The following is a 17744-nucleotide window of genomic DNA, read 5'->3' as shown; positions in this document are numbered from 1 at the left end:
CGCCCTTCAGCCGGTCACCCTGGCCGGTGTTCAGCCCCGTTCGAACACGATCTGGCCGTTTTTGAGGTTGACCGGAATCACGTCCTTCGGACCGAAGCGGCCTTCGAGAATCAGCTTGGCCAGCGGGTTCTCGATGCGCTGCTGAATGGCGCGCTTGAGCGGCCGCGCGCCAAACACCGGATCGAAGCCTTCTCGGGCAATCTCGGCCAGTGCTTCGCTGCTGACATCCAGCCGCATATCGAGCTGCGCCAGTCGCCCTTCCAGACCGCGCAACTGGATGCGCGCGATATCCGCGATCTCTTTCTCACCCAGAGCGTGGAACACCACCACCTCGTCGATGCGGTTGAGAAACTCCGGACGGAAATGCGCCTTCACCTCCTCCCACACCGCATCGCGGATGGCCTGCTGCGGTTGGCCGCTCATCGCCATGATCTGATGCGAGCCAAGATTGCTGGTCATCACGATCACCGTGTTCTTGAAGTCCACGGTGCGGCCCTGACCGTCGGTGAGCCGCCCGTCGTCGAGCACCTGCAGCAGCACGTTGAACACGTCCGGATGCGCTTTCTCTACCTCGTCGAACAGCACCACGCTGTAGGGCTTGCGGCGCACGGCTTCGGTGAGGTAGCCGCCTTCGTCATAGCCCACATAACCCGGCGGCGCACCGATGAGACGGGCGACCGAATGCTTCTCCATGAACTCGCTCATGTCGAGGCGCACGATGTGCTCGTCGGTGTCGAACAGGAACTCGGCCAGTCCCTTGGTCAGTTCGGTCTTGCCCACGCCCGTCGGGCCGAGGAAAAGGAAAGAACCATAGGGCCTGCGCGGATCGGACAGCCCGGCGCGCGAGCGGCGAATGGCGTCGGACACCGCGCGAATCGCCTCGTCCTGCCCCACCACACGGCGGTGCAGGCGCTCTTCCATGTGGACCAGCTTGTCGCGCTCGCCCTGCACCAGCTTGGACACCGGAATGCCGGTCGCGCGTGAGACGACCTCGGCGATTTCCTCCGCGCCCACCTGGGTGCGCAGCAGGCGCCGCGCCTGCGGCTGGTCGCCGTCCGCGGTTTCCTTGGCCTGCGCCTCATGCAGCTTGCGCTCCAACTCCGGCAGGCGGCCGTATTGCAGCTCGGCCACCTTGTTGAAATCGCCCTTGCGCTTGAGTTCCTCGATCTCGAAACGGATCTTGTCGATCTCTTCCTTGATCGCGGCCGAGCCCTGCACCGCGGCCTTTTCGGCCTTCCAGATTTCGTCCAGATCGGCGTACTCGCGGTCGAGCTTGGCGAGTTCTTCCTCAATCAGCGCCAGGCGCTTTTGCGAGGCTTCATCCTTCTCGCGCTTCACCGCTTCGCGCTCGATCTTGAGCTGAATGCGCCGGCGATCGAGCTTGTCCATCGCCTCCGGCTTGGAGTCGATCTCGATCTTGATCTTGGCCGCGGCCTCGTCGATCAAGTCGATGGCCTTGTCGGGCAGGAAGCGGTCGGTGATGTAGCGGTGGCTCAGCTCCGCCGCGGCGACGATGGCCGGGTCGGTGATCTCCACCCCGTGGTGCACCTCGTACTTCTCCTGCAGGCCGCGCAGAATGGCGATGGTGTCTTCCACGCTGGGCTCATCGACCATCACCTTCTGGAAGCGGCGCTCCAGCGCAGCGTCCTTCTCGATGTACTTGCGGTATTCGTCGAGCGTGGTCGCGCCGATGCAATGCAGTTCGCCGCGCGCCAGCGCCGGTTTGAGCATATTGCCCGCGTCCATCGCGCCTTCGCCCTTGCCCGCACCGACCATGGTGTGAATCTCGTCGATGAACACAATGGTCTGCCCGGCGTCTTGCGACAACTCCTTGAGCACGTTTTTCAGCCGCTCCTCGAACTCGCCGCGAAACTTGGCCCCGGCCAACAGCAAGGCGATATCGAGCACCAGCAAGCGTTTGCCGCGCAGGCTATCGGGCACCTCGTCGTTGACGATGCGCTGCGCCAGCCCTTCGACAATGGCCGTCTTGCCCACGCCCGGCTCGCCGATCAGCACCGGGTTGTTTTTGGTGCGGCGCTGCAGCACCTGGATGGCACGGCGAATTTCGTCGTCTCGGCCGATCACCGGATCGAGCTTGCCCTGGCGCGCGCGCTCGGTGAGGTCGATGGTGTATTTTTTCAGCGACTCACGCGCGCCTTCGGCCTCGGCGCTGTTGACGTTCTGCCCGCCGCGCACCGCCTCGATGGCCGACTCCAGCGACTTGCGGGAGAGGCCGTTTTCACGCGCGATGCGCCCGGCCTCACCCTTGTCGTCGGCCACAGCGAGCAAAAACAATTCGCTGGCGACGAACTGATCGTTGCGCTTGGTGGCTTCTTTCTCGGTGAGGTTGAGCAGCCCGTTGAGCTCGCGGCTGACTTGCACATTGCCATCGGTGCCTTCGACTTCGGGCAGACGATCGATGGCCTGCGCGGTGGCTGCCGTCAACCCCGGCACATTCACCCCGGCGCGTGCGAGCAGCGCTTTGGGGCCGTCCTGGCCGAGCAAGGCGTGCAGCAAATGCACCGGCTCGATATAGGCGTTGCCGTGATTGACCGCAAGCGATTGCGCCTCCGCCAATGCCTCCTGAAACTGGGTGGTGAGTTTTTCGATCCGCATGGAATCCTCCGTCTTGAACTGCCCTGTAGATACGGCGTCAGGAGGATATTTTCAAGCGCGACGGTGTCAAGTCAGTTGATCTGACACGGCAAACAGGCGCATCCTCAGCGCTTGAGTTTGGCGAAGGCGGCCGCCATCGCGGTGTTCTGCGGGGACGGTGCAGCGCCCGCGCGATGGCTGCCCGTGCGGCCGCCCTCCTGGCGTTCACGCGGACGGGACTGGCCCTGCCCGCCCTGCGGACGCGCCGCATCGCGCGCCGGGTCGGCCGGCCGCATCGACAGCGCGATGCGCTTGCGCGCCACATCCACCTCAACCACACGCACCTTGACGATGTCGCCCGTCTTGACCACCTCGCGGGCGTCGTTCACGAAGCGCTGCGCCATTTGTGAGACATGCACCAGCCCGTCCTGATGCACGCCCAGATCGACGAACGCGCCGAACGCGGTGACATTGGTAACCGTGCCTTCGAGCTGCATGCCCGCTTCGAGCTGCTTGATATCGTGCACACCGACGAGCAGCTTGGCCGTGCGGAATTCGGGGCGCGGATCGCGGCCGGGTTTTTCCAGCTCGGCCAACACATCGCGCACGGTGAACGCGCCGAAGCGGTCGTCCACGAACTGCTCGGGGCGCAGGCGCTGCAGCGTATCGCGATTGCCCATCAACAGGCTGATCGGCTGGCCTGCCGCAGCCAGCACCTTTTCCACCAGCGGATAGCTCTCAGGATGCACGCCGGTGCGATCCAGCGGGTTGTCGCCGCCGTTGATGCGCAGAAAACCTGCGGCCTGCTCGAAGGTTTTGTCGCCCAGGCCGCGCACCGTCTTGAGTGCCTCGCGGTTGGCGAAAGCGCCGGTCTGGTCGCGGTGCAGCACGATTTGCTCGGCAATGCGCGCGCTCAGGCCGGCCACGCGGGCCAGCAGCGGCGCCGAGGCGGTGTTCAGGTCGACGCCGACGGCGTTCACACAGTCTTCGACGATGGCATCGAGCTTGCGCGACAGCGCGGTCTGGTTCACGTCATGTTGATACTGGCCGACGCCGATGCTCTTGGGGTCGATCTTCACCAGTTCGGCCAGCGGGTCTTGCACCCGGCGGGCGATGGACACCGCGCCGCGCAGGCTCACGTCCAGATCGGGAAACTCGCGGCTGGCCAGACTGCTGGCCGAATACACCGAGGCGCCGGCCTCGCTCACCGTGAGCTTGGTCAAGCCGGGCTGGTTGGCGTTGCGCAGCAGTTCGGCGGCGAGCAGATCGGTTTCGCGGCTGGCGGTGCCGTTGCCAATGGAGATGAGTTGCACGCCGTGGCGTTGCACCAGCGCCGCCAGGGTGGCGAGTGCGCCTTGCACGTCGCGCCGCGGCTCGAAGGGGTAAACCGTGGCGGTATCGAGCAGTTTTCCGGTAGCGTCGACCACGGCGACTTTCACCCCGGTACGAATGCCGGGGTCGAGTCCCATGACCACCTTCGGCCCGGCAGGGGCGGCCAGCAGCAGATCGCGCAAATTGGCACCGAATACATCGATGGCCACCGCCTCGGATTGTTCGCGCAGGCGCGACAGCAACTCGCGTTCCAGCGTGAGGGAGAGTTTGACCTTCCAGGTCCACTGTATCGCGCGGCGCAACCAGTCGTCTGCGGCGCGGCCCTGATGGCTCCAGCCCAGCAGCACGGCAAGACGCCCCTCGGCCAGGGCAGCCAGCGTCGGTGCGACCGTGCCTTCGGGCATTGGCGGCAGGTCGATGCGGGCATCGAGCACCTCCTGCGCCCGCCCGCGCAACACGGCCAGGGCGCGGTGCGAAGGCACTTTGTCCAGCGGCTCGGCGTAGTCGAAATAGTCGCGGAATTTGGCGCCTTCTTGCTCTTTTCCGGCGCGCAACTGGCTGATCAGGTGGCCGGTCTGCCACAGCCATTCACGCATCGGGGCGACCACCGCCGGGGCTTCGGCCCAGCGTTCACTCAGAATGTCGCGGGCGCCGTCGAGGCAAGACTGCGGGGTGGAGGTATCTGCCGCCTCGGTGCTGTCCTGCGGGCGGACGAACCCAGCCGCCGCCTGCAGCGGATCGGTCTGCGGCTGCAGCCAAAGCAGATCGGCCAGCGGCTCCAGCCCGGCCTCGCGGGCTTTTTGCGCCCGAGTGACGCGGCGCGGCTTGTAGGGCAGATAAAGGTCTTCGAGTTCCTGCTTTTGCCCAGTCGCGCTGATGGCGGCCTGCAGTTCGGGCGTGAGCTTGCCCTGCTCGGCGATGGACTGCAGCACCACGGCGCGGCGGTCTTCGAGTTCGCGCAGATAGAGCAGGCGCTCTTCCAGCGTGCGCAAATGGTCGTCGCTCATGCCGCCCGTCACCTCTTTGCGATAGCGGGCAATGAAGGGCACCGTAGCCCCGCCATCCATCAATTCGATGGCCGACTGAATCTGCTGCGCCGGGAGCTGCAGTTCGGCGCTGAGCGCCTGCAGCACCCGCCGAGCGGCGGCCTGCGGGTTGGCATACGGATTCTGGGAAGCGGTATCGGCAGCGGTCATGACGGATCAGAAGACAGGCAAAAGCCCAGCAGTCTAACCAGCCCGGACCCGCTCCGACATGGTTTACAGCGCGTTCACCGGCAGCTTGAGATAGCTGACCCCGTTGGCTTCGGGTTTAGGCATTTCACCGGCGCGCACATTGACCTGCACCGAGGGCAGGATGAGCGCGGGCATGTTCAGCGTGGCGTCGCGCTTTTTGCGGAAAGCGACGAACTCCTCCTCGGTGGTCTGGGCATTGAGCTGGACATTGCCCTCACGCTCGGCCTGCACCGTGGTCTGCCAGATGGGGTCGCGGCCGCCGGGCATGTAGTCGTGGCAAAGGTAGAGCTTGGTCTGCGGCGGCAGGCTGTAGAGCTTGTGCACCGATTGGTAAAGCACATGCGCGTCTCCGCCCGGGAAGTCGCAGCGCGCCGTGCCGTAGTCGGGCATGAACAGAGTATCGCCGACAAAGGCGCTGTCGCCCACGAGATAAGTGACGCAGGCGGGCGTGTGGCCGGGGGTATGCATCACCCGGGCTTGCAGCTTGCCAATGGCAAAGGTCTCACCGTCCTTGAACAGATGATCGAAGGGCGAACCGTCGGTGGGCATGGTGCTGTCGTTGAACACCTGGCTGAACACTTTCTGCACGTCCTGAATGTGTTCGCCAATCGCGATCTGGCCGCCGAACAGCTTTTTGAGATAGGGCGCGGCGGAGAGATGGTCGGCATGGGCATGGCTTTCCAGCAGCCAGTCCACCGTGAGCCCCTGCTCGCGCACGTAGGCGGCGATCTGGTCGGCAAAGTCGGTTTTGGTGCGACCCGAGGCGTAATCGAAGTCGAGCACGCTGTCGAGAATTGCGCAGTGGCGAGTTTCGGGGTCGATGATGCAATGGGTCGCCGTAAAGGTGGGCGCGTGAAACCAGCTCTGAACGGTGGGGGTCTGCGTACTCATACGGGTATCTCCTAGGCGGAATGCGTTGCAGAAACACTATAGAAAAGAATATATTGTTTTTCCATTAGGAGTTACCTGATTGAGTGAGCCATGTCAATGTCAAGCACGCAAGATTTTGAGATTCCCAGCGTCGAGCTCATGCGGCGCAACTCGGAACAGGCGGGCGCCTTGTTGAAAACCCTGGGCAATCCTGACCGTTTGCTCATTTTGTGTCAGATCAACCGCGGGGAGATCTGCGTCAGCGACCTGGAGGTGGCCTGCGACGTCAGCCAGCCCACGCTCTCGCAGCAGCTCACCGTGCTGCGTGCGCAAGGCTTGGTGAAAACGCGGCGCGAGGGCAAGCGGGTGTATTACAGCCTGGCCAGCCCGGCAGCCAGCGCGGTGCTGATGACCCTCTATCAGATTTACTGCCACGGCGGCAACGAACCGCCTGGCAAATGAGTTGGTACCGCGACGCTTGCATGTCGGCGCGGTACGGCAAACGGCCTGACCAGAATACTGGCTGGCGTCAATAAAACCAGAGACAAACATGCCCATGTCACGAAGGAGAGACAAATGTTCAGCATCGATTGGGCGCATTTCACGCCCGGCACGGCCATTCTCGGCGGGGCGCTGATTGGCGCGGCAGCGGGCGCCATGGCGCTGGGCGGCGGCAAGATCGCCGGGATCAGCGGCATTTTCGGCGGCGCCATCAACGAGGCCCTGCAGGCCAAACGCCCCACGCCATGGCGGCTGTGGTTTCTCGGCGGACTGATCGCCGCTTCGTTCATCTGGGTGATGTTCCGCCCGGTGCCCGGCGCACATTACGGCGAGTCGTGGCCGGTGATTGCGATCGGCGGATTGATTGTGGGCTTCGGCACCCGGCTGGGCTCGGGCTGCGCCAGCGGCCATGGCGTCTGCGGGCTGTCCCGGTTTTCGCCGCGCTCGATGGCGGCAGTGGGCACCTTCATCGGCATGGGCATGGCGACCACCTTCGTCATGCGCCACATCCTCGGAGGGGCCTGAGCCATGAAAACCCTCGCCTTTCTCAGCGGCATCGTGTTTGGCATCGGCCTGCTTGTTTCAGGCATGACCGATCCCGCCAAGGTCATTGCCTTTCTCGACATCGCCGGCCCTTGGGACCCGAGCCTGATTCTCGTCATGGTCACTGCCGTGGTCGTCGCACTGGTGCCCATGCAACTGGCGCAACGACGCGCCCGATCTCTGGTCGGCGAAAAAATCGCCTTTCCATCGACCCGGGGCATCACCGGAAAGCTCATTCTGGGCAGTGCCATTTTCGGCATCGGCTGGGGCATGACCGGCCTGTGCCCGGGGCCCTCGCTCGCATCGTTGGCCGCCTCGACCTGGCAGGAGTGGCTGTTTTTCAGCAGCATGGTCGCGGGCATGATCGGCTTCGAGTTGTGGCAGCGCATGGGCCAACGCACGCGCAGTGCGCCGGCCGTGCCGCTGGCCGCGGCGACTTCGCGCAAAACCTGAGCGCGTTGCCGCCACTCAACCACCGTCGTCCGCCCGCCTGACGCGGTGGTTTTTTTCATGGGCTCACCCCTGCGGTAGCCGGGTTTTGATCTGATGCAGAGCCGACCTGGCCGCGCCAGTTAAAATTTTGACCCTTTGATACATCCGGTTCCGCAAATGACTTTCGTCGTTACTGAAAACTGCATCCGCTGCAAATACACCGACTGCGTTGACGTCTGCCCGGTGGACTGCTTCCGTGAAGGCCCCAACTTCCTCGCCATCGACCCCGACGAATGCATTGACTGCGCCGTGTGCGTGCCTGAGTGTCCGGCCAACGCCATCTACGCCGAAGAAGATGTGCCGGGCGACCAGCAGGCTTTCATCAAGCTCAACGCAGAACTGTCTCGCCAGTGGCCCAGCATCACCAAGCGCAAAGCCGCGCCCGATGACGCGGACGAGTGGAAAGACAAGCCCGACAAGCTGCAATACCTGCAGCGCTGATCTGCTCACCGCACGTTCTAACTCCATCGGCGGCCGTGTTGCCGCCTTGATCTATTTCTCAAGACCCTCTCGCATGGACCTATCCAACGCCTCTCCCGTTTCAGTCGCGGCCGACATCATTGAAACGGACGCCGTCATCATCGGCGCGGGCCCGGTCGGCCTGTTCCAGGTGTTCGAGCTCGGCTTGCTGGAGATCAAGGCCCACGTCATCGACACCCTGGCTCACCCGGGCGGGCAATGTGTCGAACTCTACCCCGACAAACCGATTTACGACATTCCCGCCGTGCCGGTATGTACCGGGCAGGAGCTGACCGACAACCTGCTCAAGCAGATCGAACCCTTCGGCGCCACCCTCCACCTCGGGCAGGAAGTCACTGTGCTGGAACGCCAGGCCGATGGCCGCTTCCTCGTGGAAACCACCAAATCCACCCGGCTGCTTACCAAAACCGTGTTCATCGCCGCCGGGGTGGGCTCTTTTCAGCCCCGCACCCTCAAGGTGGACGGACTCGGTAAATTCGAAGGCAGCCAGTTGTTCTACCGGGTTCGCAACCCGGCGCAGTTCGCCAACAAAAACCTGGTCATCGTGGGCGGCGGCGACTCGGCACTCGACTGGGCGCTGCACTTCGTTCAGTCCAGCGAAAACAAGCCGGAAAGCGTCACGCTCATTCATCGCCGCGACGGCTTTCGCGCCGCCCCCGCATCCGTCGCGCAAATGCACGCCCTTTGCGAACAGCACGAGATGCAATTCCTCGTCGGCCAAGTCAGCGGCTACGAAGAAAACGCTGAGGGTCAGCTGCACATGATCAAGGTCACAGGCAACGACGGCATCACTCGCCGCCTGCCGCTCGATATGTTGCTCGTCTTTTTCGGCCTGTCTCCCAAACTGGGCCCCATCGCGGAATGGGGGCTGGAAATCGAGCGCAAGCAACTCGTCGTCGACACCGCAAAATTCCAGACCAGCATACCCGGCATTTTCGCAGTGGGGGATATCAACACCTATCCCGGCAAAAAGAAACTCATCCTCTCCGGTTTCCACGAAGCCGCCCTCGCCGCATTCGGCGCAGCGCCCTTCATCTTCCCGGAGAAAAAAATCCACCTGCAATACACAACCACCAGCCCGAAACTGCACAAGGTTCTCGGGGTGGAAACGCCAGTGTTCGACTGAGCGTCTTCGCGCATCACTGCGAAATCTATTGACGTCAGATTGATTGCGCGGTATAGTTTTGTGCTTTGCTGTTCCTCGATAGCTCAGTCGGTAGAGCGCCGGACTGTTAATCCGTAGGTCCCTGGTTCGAGCCCAGGTCGAGGAGCCACAGAATACAGAGAAAAATCAAGGCCTTACAGCTTTTGCTGTGAGGCCTTTTTATTTTTTCAGGCCGAAAACAGGGCATGTCAGTGATTTTGTCAGTGACCTGCAGTCGTCCGGTGTCGCGTGATGTCGTACAAACGCCATCGCGCAGATTGCTGCCCACCGGGGCGGCATCCTGCGCGAGGTCGCGCGCGACATCCTTAAAGTCGTCGTGTCGGCCCGCGCCGGCAACCGACTTTAAGAACAGCGATGGCTTCACGCCAAGTCCCTCCCACTTTTCTAAGGACTTGTCATGAAGCAAACTACCTCTCCCCTTCCGCCAGCGCGCGCCCAGACGGGCCGACTGCCCTCCTGTGTTGTTCACGGAGGTGCGCGATGAAACCCTTTCAAATCAAAGGCCGCGCCGGCTGGCATGCCGAGGTCCACCTGCCCGATGGGCGCACGGCGTGCAAGAAGTTCCAGTACGAGAAGGAGGCCCGGGCCTGGCTCAGCAGTGAGCAGGCCCGGGTCGACGCCACCCCGGAGGCGGCATTCGGCGGACCAGCCCGGGTGACCCTGGGCGCCCTGCTGGTGGAGTACGCCCAGCTCAAGACCCTGGTCAAGGACGGCTTTCAAGCAGAAATCGACCGCATCAACCACTACATCACCGCCGCCGGCTACCCGGCCCTGGCGGTGGAATGCGACGCGCAGGGTCGACGCTCTCTGTGCCTGAAGTCGGCGGACAAAGTCGTGCCCGCGGGCTGGCAGCGCCACCTCGACGCCCGGCTCGCCAAGTCCGCCCGCACCTACGCGAAGATTCACGCCCTGGGCGCCACACTGTGCAGCCGCATCACCACAGCCGACATGGAGCAGCTCAAGACCACCATGCTCGCCGATGGGCTCTCCGAGAGCACGGTGCAAAAAGAAATCGCTCTGCTCAAGAGCTGCTTCAACGTCGCCATCACCACCTGGAAATGGACCCTGTTTGAGAACCCATGCGTCGGCGTGAAACTGCGCACCGGCGACAAACGCTTTGTCACCGTCGGCAGCGCGGAAATCGAGCGCCTGGTGCAAGCACTCTCCGAGTGCGACAACCCGCAAATCTGGCCGCTGGTCGAACTGGCGATGTGCTCGGCCATGCGCAAGGGCTCGCTGCTGAAGCTGCGCTGGGACAAAATCGACTTTGAGGGGCGCAAGGCCACGATTTGGGCCAAGGGTCGGCTTGCCGAAATCCCGCTGAGCCGTCGCTCCGTGGAGGTGCTCGCACGCGTGCCGCGCCTGCATGCCGAGCGCGTGTTTCCGCTGCGCTCCAACGCAGTCGACATGGCCTGGGACGGAGTGCGCATAAAGGCCGGGCTTCCGACCTTGCCGTTCCGCGACCTGCGGCATATCGCCCCCACGTATTACGCCCGCAAAGGGGCGACGGTGACTGCCATCAAGCACCTTCTGGGACACACCTCCACGCGCATGGCCGAAGTGTATGTCGACATGACGTGCACCGATGTTGTCGACGAACTCGACCGTCTCGATGCGCAGAGCGGGCCCGGCTCCACCGTACTACCACCACAGTACGACCCGCAGGGTCCCAGAAAGCATCCGCGTGCGCGCCGGCGCGCCCACGTCGACACCAGCGACGCCCAGAGGCCCGCAGTGGGGGAGAGTCTGGTGCAACGTCCGCCAGCGCCTCAGCCTGCGCCCGATAACATCGTCCGCCTCGACCAGTATCAGCGACGTTCTGCGTGAGCGAAACCCAAGCAAGACGGCCCCGACCACTTCCATGGTCGGGGCCGTCTTCCAGGGCGCCTGGCGCGGTGGGCGGGCGCTGGCGCTCTGCCCCGGTTCGGAAGAAAACGCAGGGCGGCGGCGCGTTTGATTGCCCCCACCCTACTGCAGGTCGGTTCCCCGACCCTGGGTTCTTCAAGCCGGCGCACGCTTGGCGGTATCCGCGGGGGGCGCCATCGCGAACAGCGCGGGGTGATGCAACGGGGCGGGTCCGCGGGCTGCGGTGACCGTCTTCGGCACCCAGGCGAGTTGGGCCTCGCGCTGCGTTTGCAGCCAGTGCTGGACCACCGACTCGAACCACAGCGCTTCTTTGCCGTGGCGCAGGGGGGGCGGAAATTCTCCGCTGCGCACAAGGCGTTCCAGGGTTCTCTCGCTGCAATGCAGCAGGTCGGAGACAGTCGATTTGGTCAAAAGCGGGTCAGATGGATGCATGGTTCGGCTCACGGTCAGTGGAGGATGGACCGTGTAGGGAGTCCTTGTCCTAAAGTCGGGAGGCCTTGCCTTAAAGTCGCCGCACGCTTTAGCTAAAGTCGGGCCAGCACAGCGCCCGCCGGCCTTCGGCATGCGCCTTGCGGCGAATCGCTGGGAAGCGCACGCGCGTGGACTGGCTCTGCGACTCTCGAAGTCGCAGAGCCACGGAAGCGTGAAAATGTTCACGCAAATCGGGGATTTGTTTTTCTGTTGCCCCACCCCCCCTAGCTGAGGGGGTCCGTTCGCTTTATTCTGGCCCTGCGTTCAACACGCAGGCTCAGGTCGTAACGGTTACAGGGTTACGGCGGAACCCACGCTCTTACACAATCAGACACCACGTACTCCGCACACCGTGCGGAAACAACGGCAAGCGATAAGCCCTAGGACACTTCAGGTGGCGTTCCGATGACAGACGCTATGGCTGCATCATGCGGCCAGTTTTCTCAATCCGTACCGCGTCCGCGCGGAGACTACGGCATGGACGACGTGAAACCGTCAAAGGCATGACCCGCGTTCCCAATCCCGGGAGCGTGGAATCTCAAAAACAGACCCAATGAGGTCGATGCCACCATGATGAACATTTTCAATATTTTCAAGCCCTCAAAAATCCGTAACCCAGAGTTGGGCGTCGCTGCCGCTGTTGATGTCGCGAATCTTGTTGTCCCCGAAGGCGGCTGGGTGCCGATGGGACATACGCTGGAGGGCAGCTATGTTGTGCTGTCGCTGAAAACCGGCCAACTCGTGACACTGCGCGCAAACGATTTGCGAATCGGCAAACTCCAGGTCTGGCTTGGCCGGGAGGCGTGCAAGGCCAGCACGGTGTACGACACAGAACTGCAGGCGGAAGTCGAGGAGGCTCAGGCGCTCACCGAGGCGATTGCCGAGGAGTGCGACCGCCGCGGGCTCTTCGACCTCAAAGCCGTGCGTGGGCCCGGCCTGTACCGCGAGGGCGACGACTTGGTGGTGAATTTTGGCCAACAAGTCGCCTCCCCGAGCGGCAAACCGGTCTCGCTGGAACGTCGCAACGGGGAGCCCGTGTATCAAAGTGGCCCTGACCTGGGTTTTTCCTTGGACACGCCTTGCGCATCTGAGGACGATGTCCAAAGCGTGCTGCGCGTGCTGGCCGGCTTCGGTCTTTCTGGCCGGGGCGACTGGATGAAGTTGGTGGGCTGGTTTGTCTCGGCTTTCTACGGGACCGTCCTCTCCCACCGTCCCATCCTGGCCATCTCCGCGGAGCGCGGCTCCGGCAAAACGACGCTCATCGAGTTTCTCGGCGCGTTGCTGGGGCCGCAGGCCATCCGACGCGATGGTGTGCCGACGATGGCCCAGACGATTTATGCGCTGGAACATTCGGCGGCGGCACTCATTGTTGACGAGGTGGAAGCGCGAGGGTCAAAGAAGGCGGCGCTTGAGCAGTTTGGCGAGCTACTGCGGCTGCAGTTCAGTGCCAGTGCATCCGAACGACTCACGCGGGTCATTGGTGGCCGGCCGCGGTATTTCAATGCACCGGCCGGTGTGCTGGTGGCAGGCATCAGTTTGCCGGCTTTCAATGCGGCAACCGAAAGCCGGACGGTCCGGCTGATGCTGCATCCGCTACCGGAGACGTCGCGGGTGCGCTATGAACCGCTGCTTGACCTCGCCCGTATAGGCGATTCGGTGGCGCTAGGTGCGCGCCTTCGGCGCCTGCTCGTGGACCGGTGGAATGTGATGCGTGAGGCTGTGGCTGATGCGCGTTCCATGCTCATCGCCCTCGGGCACGAGTCTCGCATCGCGGATAAGCATGCCCCCCTCATTGCGGGGTACGTCGCATTGACCCACAAGGGCGTCGCCTCACCCGAGGAACTGCGCGCAGTCATTGGCGCGATGGACCTGGACGTGCCCGCGCACGCGGTGGTCGAAAGGGATGCTGAGGCTTGCCTCGACGTCCTGCTCAGCCGCAAGGTTGTCATGTTCCACAAGGTCAACGGCGCGAAGGAAAAGGCGCACATGACGATTCGTGACGTCGTCACGAGCATCGTGCACGCCCAAGACAACGAACACCGCGAGCAGTTGAGCAGACAGCTCGAGGAGTTCGGCGTCCGCGCCTTGTGGGCCCGTTCCAGCGCAAGCTGGAAACTCGCCGTATGCAGTTCCACGCAGCACCAGGGAATCAAGCGGCTGATGACGGGAACCGACTGGGCTCTCGGGGGATGGAAGGATGTGCTGATGCGCCTGCCGGGCGCGACGGCCTCCACCCAGAAACTCTCCCGGGCTCCACAGCGGGTCGTGATGCTCGATATGCCTGGCGACATCCTGGAGCCGGAAGGCGATGACTACGACTTTCCGGAACCCATGGCCGAATAAGAAGGCGGGGCGCGTTGGCGGGTGCGGGTGCGGGTGAACTGATTGTGATGCGGGGTGCGGCCGTAAGGCTGCACCCCATTTTTTTTCAATGACACGTTCATGTCTGACACCGAACTTCAAGTGTAAGCGTCCCGCCAACCCCTCTTGACACCCGAAGTGAAGGTCAGGTGCTGAGTGCAGGGGGATTGGTATTCGCCCAGTTGTGCGGCAGCAATTCGCCCAGACGGCTGTTGGGCCAGGTGGGCAGCTTCGTCAGCACATCCTTGAGATAGGCCCAGGGGTCGACCTCGCACAGCTTGGCCGATTCGATCAGCGTCATGAGCACGGCGGCTCGGCGGCCGGCCTGGGGCGAGCCCACGAAGAGCCAATTCTTACGGCCCAGGGCGAGAGGCCGAATCGCGTTTTCCACCGCGTTGTTATCGATCGGCACGCGCCCATCGGTGGCAAACACACACAACGCCCGCCACCGGCCCAGCGCATAGTCGATGGCCCGCGCCGTGGCGTCGGCCTTGGCCAAGAGCGAGCGCTGCCCGATCAGCCAGGCGTGCAAGGCATCGAGCAGGGGTTGGCTTTGGCGCTGGCGCAGCGCGGTGCGCCCATCGGGCGGATGCTCCTGAAGGGTCTGCTCAATGGCATACAAGGCTTTGATGCGCTCAAGCGCCTCCTGCGCGATGGCGCTGCCCGCCAGCTTGTGCGCCTCGAAGAACTTTCTGCGTACATGCGCCCAGCACCCCGCCTCCACAATGCTCCCCTGGGCATACAGCGCCTTGTAGCCGCTGAAGTCATCGGTGAGCAAGGTGCCTGACCAATCCTGCAGGAAGTCGCGCGCATGCGCACCGGCACGACTGGCGCAATAGTCAAACACCACCGCCGGCGTAGCCGCGCTGCGGTAGACCCAGACATAAGCGCGGTGTGTCTTGCCCGTGCCCGGCGCCAGCTCGGCTACCGGGGTCTCATCGGCATGCAGCACGGGTTGCTCCAGCAGATGGTCTTTGAGGGCCTGGGCCAGCGGTTCCAGGCGCACCCCGCACAGGCCCACCCACTGCGCCAGGCTCGAGCGCGGGAGGTGCACGCCGCTGCGGCGGTAAATCTCCTCCTGGCGGTACAGCGGCAGGTGATCGTCGTGCTTGGCCAGCACCACCTGCGCCAGCAGGCCGGGGGCGGGAATGCCTTTGTCAATGAGTTGCGCTGGCAGGGGTGCAGCCAACACCGTCTGGCAGCAGGCGCAGGCATACTTGCCGCGGATGTGCCGGTGCACGAAGAAACGCGTGGGCTCGCAGTCGAGTTGCTCGCTGATCTCCTCCCCGATACGGCGCAGGGTGTGGCCCTGCGGGCACAGGCCGGAGTCGATCTCGTAGCGATGCTCGATGCGCGGCAACTGGCTGGGCAGGGGCTGGCGTTTGGGGCGACGTTTGCCTGGGGCGGTGCGCTCCGCATCGGCGGCGCGGTCCTCGGCCTGTTCCTCGGCTTGCAGCAGCGCCTGCGTCTTGGCGTCGAAGAGCTGGCCTTGCGTGTCCAGGCTCTCGCTGGACTGGCCGAAGCGCCATTGCTTGAGGCGCGCCAGCTCGAAGCTCAGGGCCGCAATCTTGGTCTGCTGGAACTTCAGATCGGCCTGCATCTGGGCAATGACCGTACGCGCGTACTGCGCCGCCGGATCGTCGCCCAGGGACTGGAGTTTGTCGTCGTCGATGGCGCTGACCATGCCGAATTCTCTCGCGCGCACGCGCGCGCGAGAATCGGGAGTTGCCCCGATCGACAAACGCCCGGGGGGACTACACCACGGCAATGGCGCTGGCGTGCGCGGTCATGCGCTGCCACGGCAGGCCGGCGGCCAGCCAGCGCCATTGCTCGGCACTCAGGTGCAGCGCCTCATGATCGTCCTGCGGCCAGGCAAACCGGCCTTCTTGCAGTCGGCGCGTGCACAGCCAGATCCCCGAGCCATCAAAGACGAGCACCTTCAGCCGGGTGGCGCGGCGGTTGGCAAACACGTAGGCATGGTGGCGTTGTGCTGAGCCAAACCGGGCCACAACCTGCCCCAGCAGGCTGTCCATGCCGCCGCGCAGATCGCTGGCGCCCACGGCCAGCCAGATGGCCTCCATGCGCAGCATGGCTTATCCCAGCCAGGCCTGCAGCCACTGCGCGCACTCGGCTGCGTGGGCCACGGGCCAGTCAATCTGGGCGCGGCGCTGGGCCCCCTCGCAGGTGATGCGGGCGTGTCCGGGATGGGGGCTTCCCTCCGCAGCCGCAGCGGGGGACGGGTTGCAGTGGGCGCGCACGAAGGCGCTGCGCCGAGGCGGCAGGGCCAGACCCGCGCGTTGGGCGCGCCAGCGCGGCGCGCTCGACAGCCAGCCGCGCAGTTGCCCGTAGCCCAGCCCCTTGCTTTGCGCAAACGCTTCGGCCTTCATCCCGCTGGCTTTGAGTTCATCAAGAATCGCCAGAATCTCATCAATCCACTCTTCACTGAGTTTGTCTGATCGCATGGAGCCCCCGAAAAAACCCAAGCTTCGCTCAGCTCAGACTCATTGAAAAGATGGGTTCGGCAAACGCTTACCTTGCGTTTCCTTCACGAACACCAGTAGGTCGTCCGGGAACAGGGCAAGCTCGCGGCTGTAGCCGGTCGCATTCTGCAGGTGGGTGCGGACGGTCCAGCCGTGGGTGGCCAAGTGGTCGCAGAGCTCGTTCTCGAAGATGCGTTCGGTGTGGACGTTGGAGAGCTTGGGCATTTGGATTTTTTCTTATTGATGTAGGTCCAGCCGTATAGGCGCTGTGGTTATGCGTTGGTCAACACCGGCGGATTCGGGCCGAGGAAGTCGGCGAACAGCGTGTCGAGGACTGCCGTCAGCTCGGTGTCGTCCGCATCAAAGGAGCCACCTCCGTTCAACGACTCGGCAAACATGCCATTGATTTGCTGTTGACTCGGCACTGGAAAGCTGTTGCCAATTGTCTGCGCGAGCTGGGCGAGTGCATCGCTTTGCTCGGTGGCGATGAAGTACGTATCGGAACAAGCGGCGCTAGCGTCTCGGAGGTCATCCAGAAAGGATGGCCTGCCACCCTTGGAAGCAAGGAGAAAGACCGAGGGCGCTAATGGCATGTAGGCGTAGTCGAAGTCTTCTCCCTCTGACGGGATGGGCGTAAAGCCCGTGCCATCCGTTTTGTGAAAGACCACGGGTGTGTCTCCCTGAATGAGACACCCGTTCTCACTCCGAACAACCTCAAAGGTGCAGTCCTTGAACAACTTGAATTGACTGGGGTCTCTGAGTGCATCTCCCATGACCCGCACGCGAAGGACGCTGAGCACACGAGGCAGAAGGCTGTCCTGCACGAACTTCAACATTGACATCGCGCCTTCAGATGCGGGGGACACGTTGCCGGCCGCAAGTGCGCTCTCGAATTGGTCGAGCAATACCCCGATGTCAGCTCCTGGGTACATCGCTGAAAGTGCTTCCTCGAAGAACGAGCGATTTGACCCCAACAGCTGCTTGACGGAGCCCGCGAGCCAAACCGTGTCCTGCGCCGCCTCTCGCAATCTGTCGAACAACGGACCAGCTGGAGCCTCAATGAGCTTCCACACTGCTCGGTTTCGCAGAACCAGATGGGATAGCAAGTGGGAAATCTCGGCGTGATGGCCGTCCAGGTCAAACGCCGCGTCTTCGCGCAGGCTCCGGACGAGGCTGCTCATCCACGCGCGCTCTGCTTCTGAAATAGCGCCATCCGCACATTCAATAGTCACACCGTTACGCCGGAACGTATAGAACCAAGCATCGTGCCCAACATCCGACAGCGCCGCTTCAACAGGCTTAGCACCTGGCAGATGGAGCCACGTGCGAGGAGCACCATCCGCAGTCTGCGGG

General features: G+C 63.4%; 16 protein-coding genes and 1 tRNA gene. 8 read left to right on the top strand and 9 right to left on the bottom strand.

Annotation, left to right across the window (positions count from 1 at the left end; translation table 11 throughout):
• Window positions 1-30: 30 nt before the first annotated feature.
• The 3 genes from clpB to THI_RS06045 form a co-directional block, all read right to left on the bottom strand.
• Window positions 31-2616, bottom strand: a complete 2586-nt coding sequence (clpB, locus tag THI_RS06055; RefSeq protein WP_013105359.1) for an ATP-dependent chaperone ClpB — start codon at window positions 2614-2616, stop codon at window positions 31-33.
• Window positions 2617-2720: 104 nt separating this feature from the next.
• Window positions 2721-5123 (bottom strand): Tex family protein, encoded by a 2403-nt coding sequence (locus THI_RS06050; RefSeq protein ID WP_013105358.1) that lies wholly within the window; start codon window positions 5121-5123, stop codon window positions 2721-2723.
• 63 nt (window positions 5124-5186) lie between these two features.
• A complete protein-coding gene (locus THI_RS06045; RefSeq protein ID WP_013105357.1) occupies window positions 5187-6053 on the bottom strand; it encodes an MBL fold metallo-hydrolase in 867 nt (288 codons plus the stop codon).
• Between the two features lie 90 nt (window positions 6054-6143).
• Between THI_RS06045 and THI_RS06040 the strand changes: the two genes are divergently transcribed.
• From THI_RS06040 to THI_RS06010, 7 genes are all read left to right on the top strand, one after another.
• Window positions 6144-6494 carry an ArsR/SmtB family transcription factor gene (locus THI_RS06040; protein ID WP_013105356.1) on the top strand — a complete coding sequence of 117 codons (351 nt, stop codon included), beginning with the start codon at window positions 6144-6146 and terminating at the stop codon, window positions 6492-6494.
• A 114-nt stretch (window positions 6495-6608) separates the two neighbouring features.
• On the top strand, window positions 6609-7058 hold the full coding sequence (locus tag THI_RS06035) for a YeeE/YedE family protein (protein WP_013105355.1): 450 nt from the start codon (window positions 6609-6611) through the stop codon (window positions 7056-7058).
• A 3-nt stretch (window positions 7059-7061) separates the two neighbouring features.
• Window positions 7062-7529 carry a DUF6691 family protein gene (locus tag THI_RS06030; protein ID WP_013105354.1) on the top strand — a complete coding sequence of 156 codons (468 nt, stop codon included), beginning with the start codon at window positions 7062-7064 and terminating at the stop codon, window positions 7527-7529.
• Between the two features lie 156 nt (window positions 7530-7685).
• Window positions 7686-8009 (top strand): ferredoxin FdxA, encoded by a 324-nt coding sequence (fdxA, locus tag THI_RS06025; RefSeq protein ID WP_013105353.1) that lies wholly within the window; start codon window positions 7686-7688, stop codon window positions 8007-8009.
• Window positions 8010-8082: 73 nt separating this feature from the next.
• Window positions 8083-9174 carry an NAD(P)/FAD-dependent oxidoreductase gene (locus tag THI_RS06020; RefSeq protein WP_013105352.1) on the top strand — a complete coding sequence of 364 codons (1092 nt, stop codon included), beginning with the start codon at window positions 8083-8085 and terminating at the stop codon, window positions 9172-9174.
• A 72-nt stretch (window positions 9175-9246) separates the two neighbouring features.
• Window positions 9247-9322: transfer RNA gene (locus THI_RS06015), tRNA-Asn, on the top strand.
• 371 nt (window positions 9323-9693) lie between these two features.
• Window positions 9694-11040 carry a tyrosine-type recombinase/integrase gene (locus THI_RS06010; RefSeq protein ID WP_013105351.1) on the top strand — a complete coding sequence of 449 codons (1347 nt, stop codon included), beginning with the start codon at window positions 9694-9696 and terminating at the stop codon, window positions 11038-11040.
• 174 nt (window positions 11041-11214) lie between these two features.
• Here THI_RS06010 and THI_RS06005 read toward each other — a convergent pair whose 3' ends face one another.
• Window positions 11215-11511: a helix-turn-helix transcriptional regulator gene (locus tag THI_RS06005; protein ID WP_013105350.1), complete on the bottom strand. Its 297-nt coding sequence runs from the start codon at window positions 11509-11511 to the stop codon at window positions 11215-11217.
• 609 nt (window positions 11512-12120) lie between these two features.
• On the opposite strand from THI_RS06005, the gene THI_RS06000 reads away from it, so the two are divergent.
• Window positions 12121-13893, top strand: coding sequence for a hypothetical protein (locus THI_RS06000; protein WP_013105348.1), 1773 nt, complete (start codon window positions 12121-12123; stop codon window positions 13891-13893).
• Window positions 13894-14056: 163 nt separating this feature from the next.
• Here the strand turns inward: THI_RS06000 and tnpC are convergent, their stop codons facing one another.
• The 5 genes from tnpC to THI_RS05975 all read right to left on the bottom strand — a co-directional run bounded on the left by tnpC (window position 14057) and on the right by THI_RS05975 (window position 17572).
• Window positions 14057-15595 (bottom strand): IS66 family transposase, encoded by a 1539-nt coding sequence (gene tnpC, locus THI_RS05995; protein WP_013105346.1) that lies wholly within the window; start codon window positions 15593-15595, stop codon window positions 14057-14059.
• A gap of 70 nt (window positions 15596-15665) precedes the next feature.
• A complete protein-coding gene (tnpB, locus tag THI_RS05990; protein WP_013105345.1) occupies window positions 15666-16001 on the bottom strand; it encodes an IS66 family insertion sequence element accessory protein TnpB in 336 nt (111 codons plus the stop codon).
• A 3-nt stretch (window positions 16002-16004) separates the two neighbouring features.
• Entirely contained in the window at window positions 16005-16373 is a 369-nt protein-coding gene (locus THI_RS05985) for a hypothetical protein (protein ID WP_013105344.1), read from the bottom strand.
• Between the two features lie 39 nt (window positions 16374-16412).
• The gene (locus THI_RS05980) at window positions 16413-16616 is read right to left on the bottom strand and encodes a hypothetical protein (RefSeq protein ID WP_013105343.1); all 204 of its coding nucleotides are present in this window, start codon (window positions 16614-16616) and stop codon (window positions 16413-16415) included.
• A 47-nt stretch (window positions 16617-16663) separates the two neighbouring features.
• Window positions 16664-17572: a hypothetical protein gene (locus THI_RS05975; protein WP_041608921.1), complete on the bottom strand. Its 909-nt coding sequence runs from the start codon at window positions 17570-17572 to the stop codon at window positions 16664-16666.
• Between the last annotated feature and the right edge of the window lie 172 nt (window positions 17573-17744).

It is taken from the genome of Thiomonas arsenitoxydans, assembly GCF_000253115.1.
In the GTDB taxonomy this organism is placed as follows: Bacteria; Pseudomonadota; Gammaproteobacteria; order Burkholderiales; family Burkholderiaceae_C; genus Thiomonas; species Thiomonas arsenitoxydans.
This window is presented reverse-complemented; position numbering and strand designations above follow the sequence as displayed.

Coding starts and splice junctions, on each gene's coding strand:
- clpB (WP_013105359.1), bottom strand. CDS start 2,616: ATGCGGATCGAAAAACTCACCACCCAGTTTCAGGAGGCATTGGCGGAG.
- THI_RS06050 (WP_013105358.1), bottom strand. CDS start 5,123: ATGACCGCTGCCGATACCGCTTCCCAGAATCCGTATGCCAACCCGCAG.
- THI_RS06045 (WP_013105357.1), bottom strand. CDS start 6,053: ATGAGTACGCAGACCCCCACCGTTCAGAGCTGGTTTCACGCGCCCACC.
- THI_RS06040 (WP_013105356.1), top strand. CDS start 6,144: ATGTCAATGTCAAGCACGCAAGATTTTGAGATTCCCAGCGTCGAGCTC.
- THI_RS06035 (WP_013105355.1), top strand. CDS start 6,609: ATGTTCAGCATCGATTGGGCGCATTTCACGCCCGGCACGGCCATTCTC.
- THI_RS06030 (WP_013105354.1), top strand. CDS start 7,062: ATGAAAACCCTCGCCTTTCTCAGCGGCATCGTGTTTGGCATCGGCCTG.
- fdxA (WP_013105353.1), top strand. CDS start 7,686: ATGACTTTCGTCGTTACTGAAAACTGCATCCGCTGCAAATACACCGAC.
- THI_RS06020 (WP_013105352.1), top strand. CDS start 8,083: ATGGACCTATCCAACGCCTCTCCCGTTTCAGTCGCGGCCGACATCATT.
- THI_RS06010 (WP_013105351.1), top strand. CDS start 9,694: ATGAAACCCTTTCAAATCAAAGGCCGCGCCGGCTGGCATGCCGAGGTC.
- THI_RS06005 (WP_013105350.1), bottom strand. CDS start 11,511: ATGCATCCATCTGACCCGCTTTTGACCAAATCGACTGTCTCCGACCTG.
- THI_RS06000 (WP_013105348.1), top strand. CDS start 12,121: ATGATGAACATTTTCAATATTTTCAAGCCCTCAAAAATCCGTAACCCA.
- tnpC (WP_013105346.1), bottom strand. CDS start 15,595: ATGGTCAGCGCCATCGACGACGACAAACTCCAGTCCCTGGGCGACGAT.
- tnpB (WP_013105345.1), bottom strand. CDS start 16,001: ATGCTGCGCATGGAGGCCATCTGGCTGGCCGTGGGCGCCAGCGATCTG.
- THI_RS05985 (WP_013105344.1), bottom strand. CDS start 16,373: ATGCGATCAGACAAACTCAGTGAAGAGTGGATTGATGAGATTCTGGCG.
- THI_RS05980 (WP_013105343.1), bottom strand. CDS start 16,616: ATGCCCAAGCTCTCCAACGTCCACACCGAACGCATCTTCGAGAACGAG.
- THI_RS05975 (WP_041608921.1), bottom strand. CDS start 17,572: ATGAGCAGCCTCGTCCGGAGCCTGCGCGAAGACGCGGCGTTTGACCTG.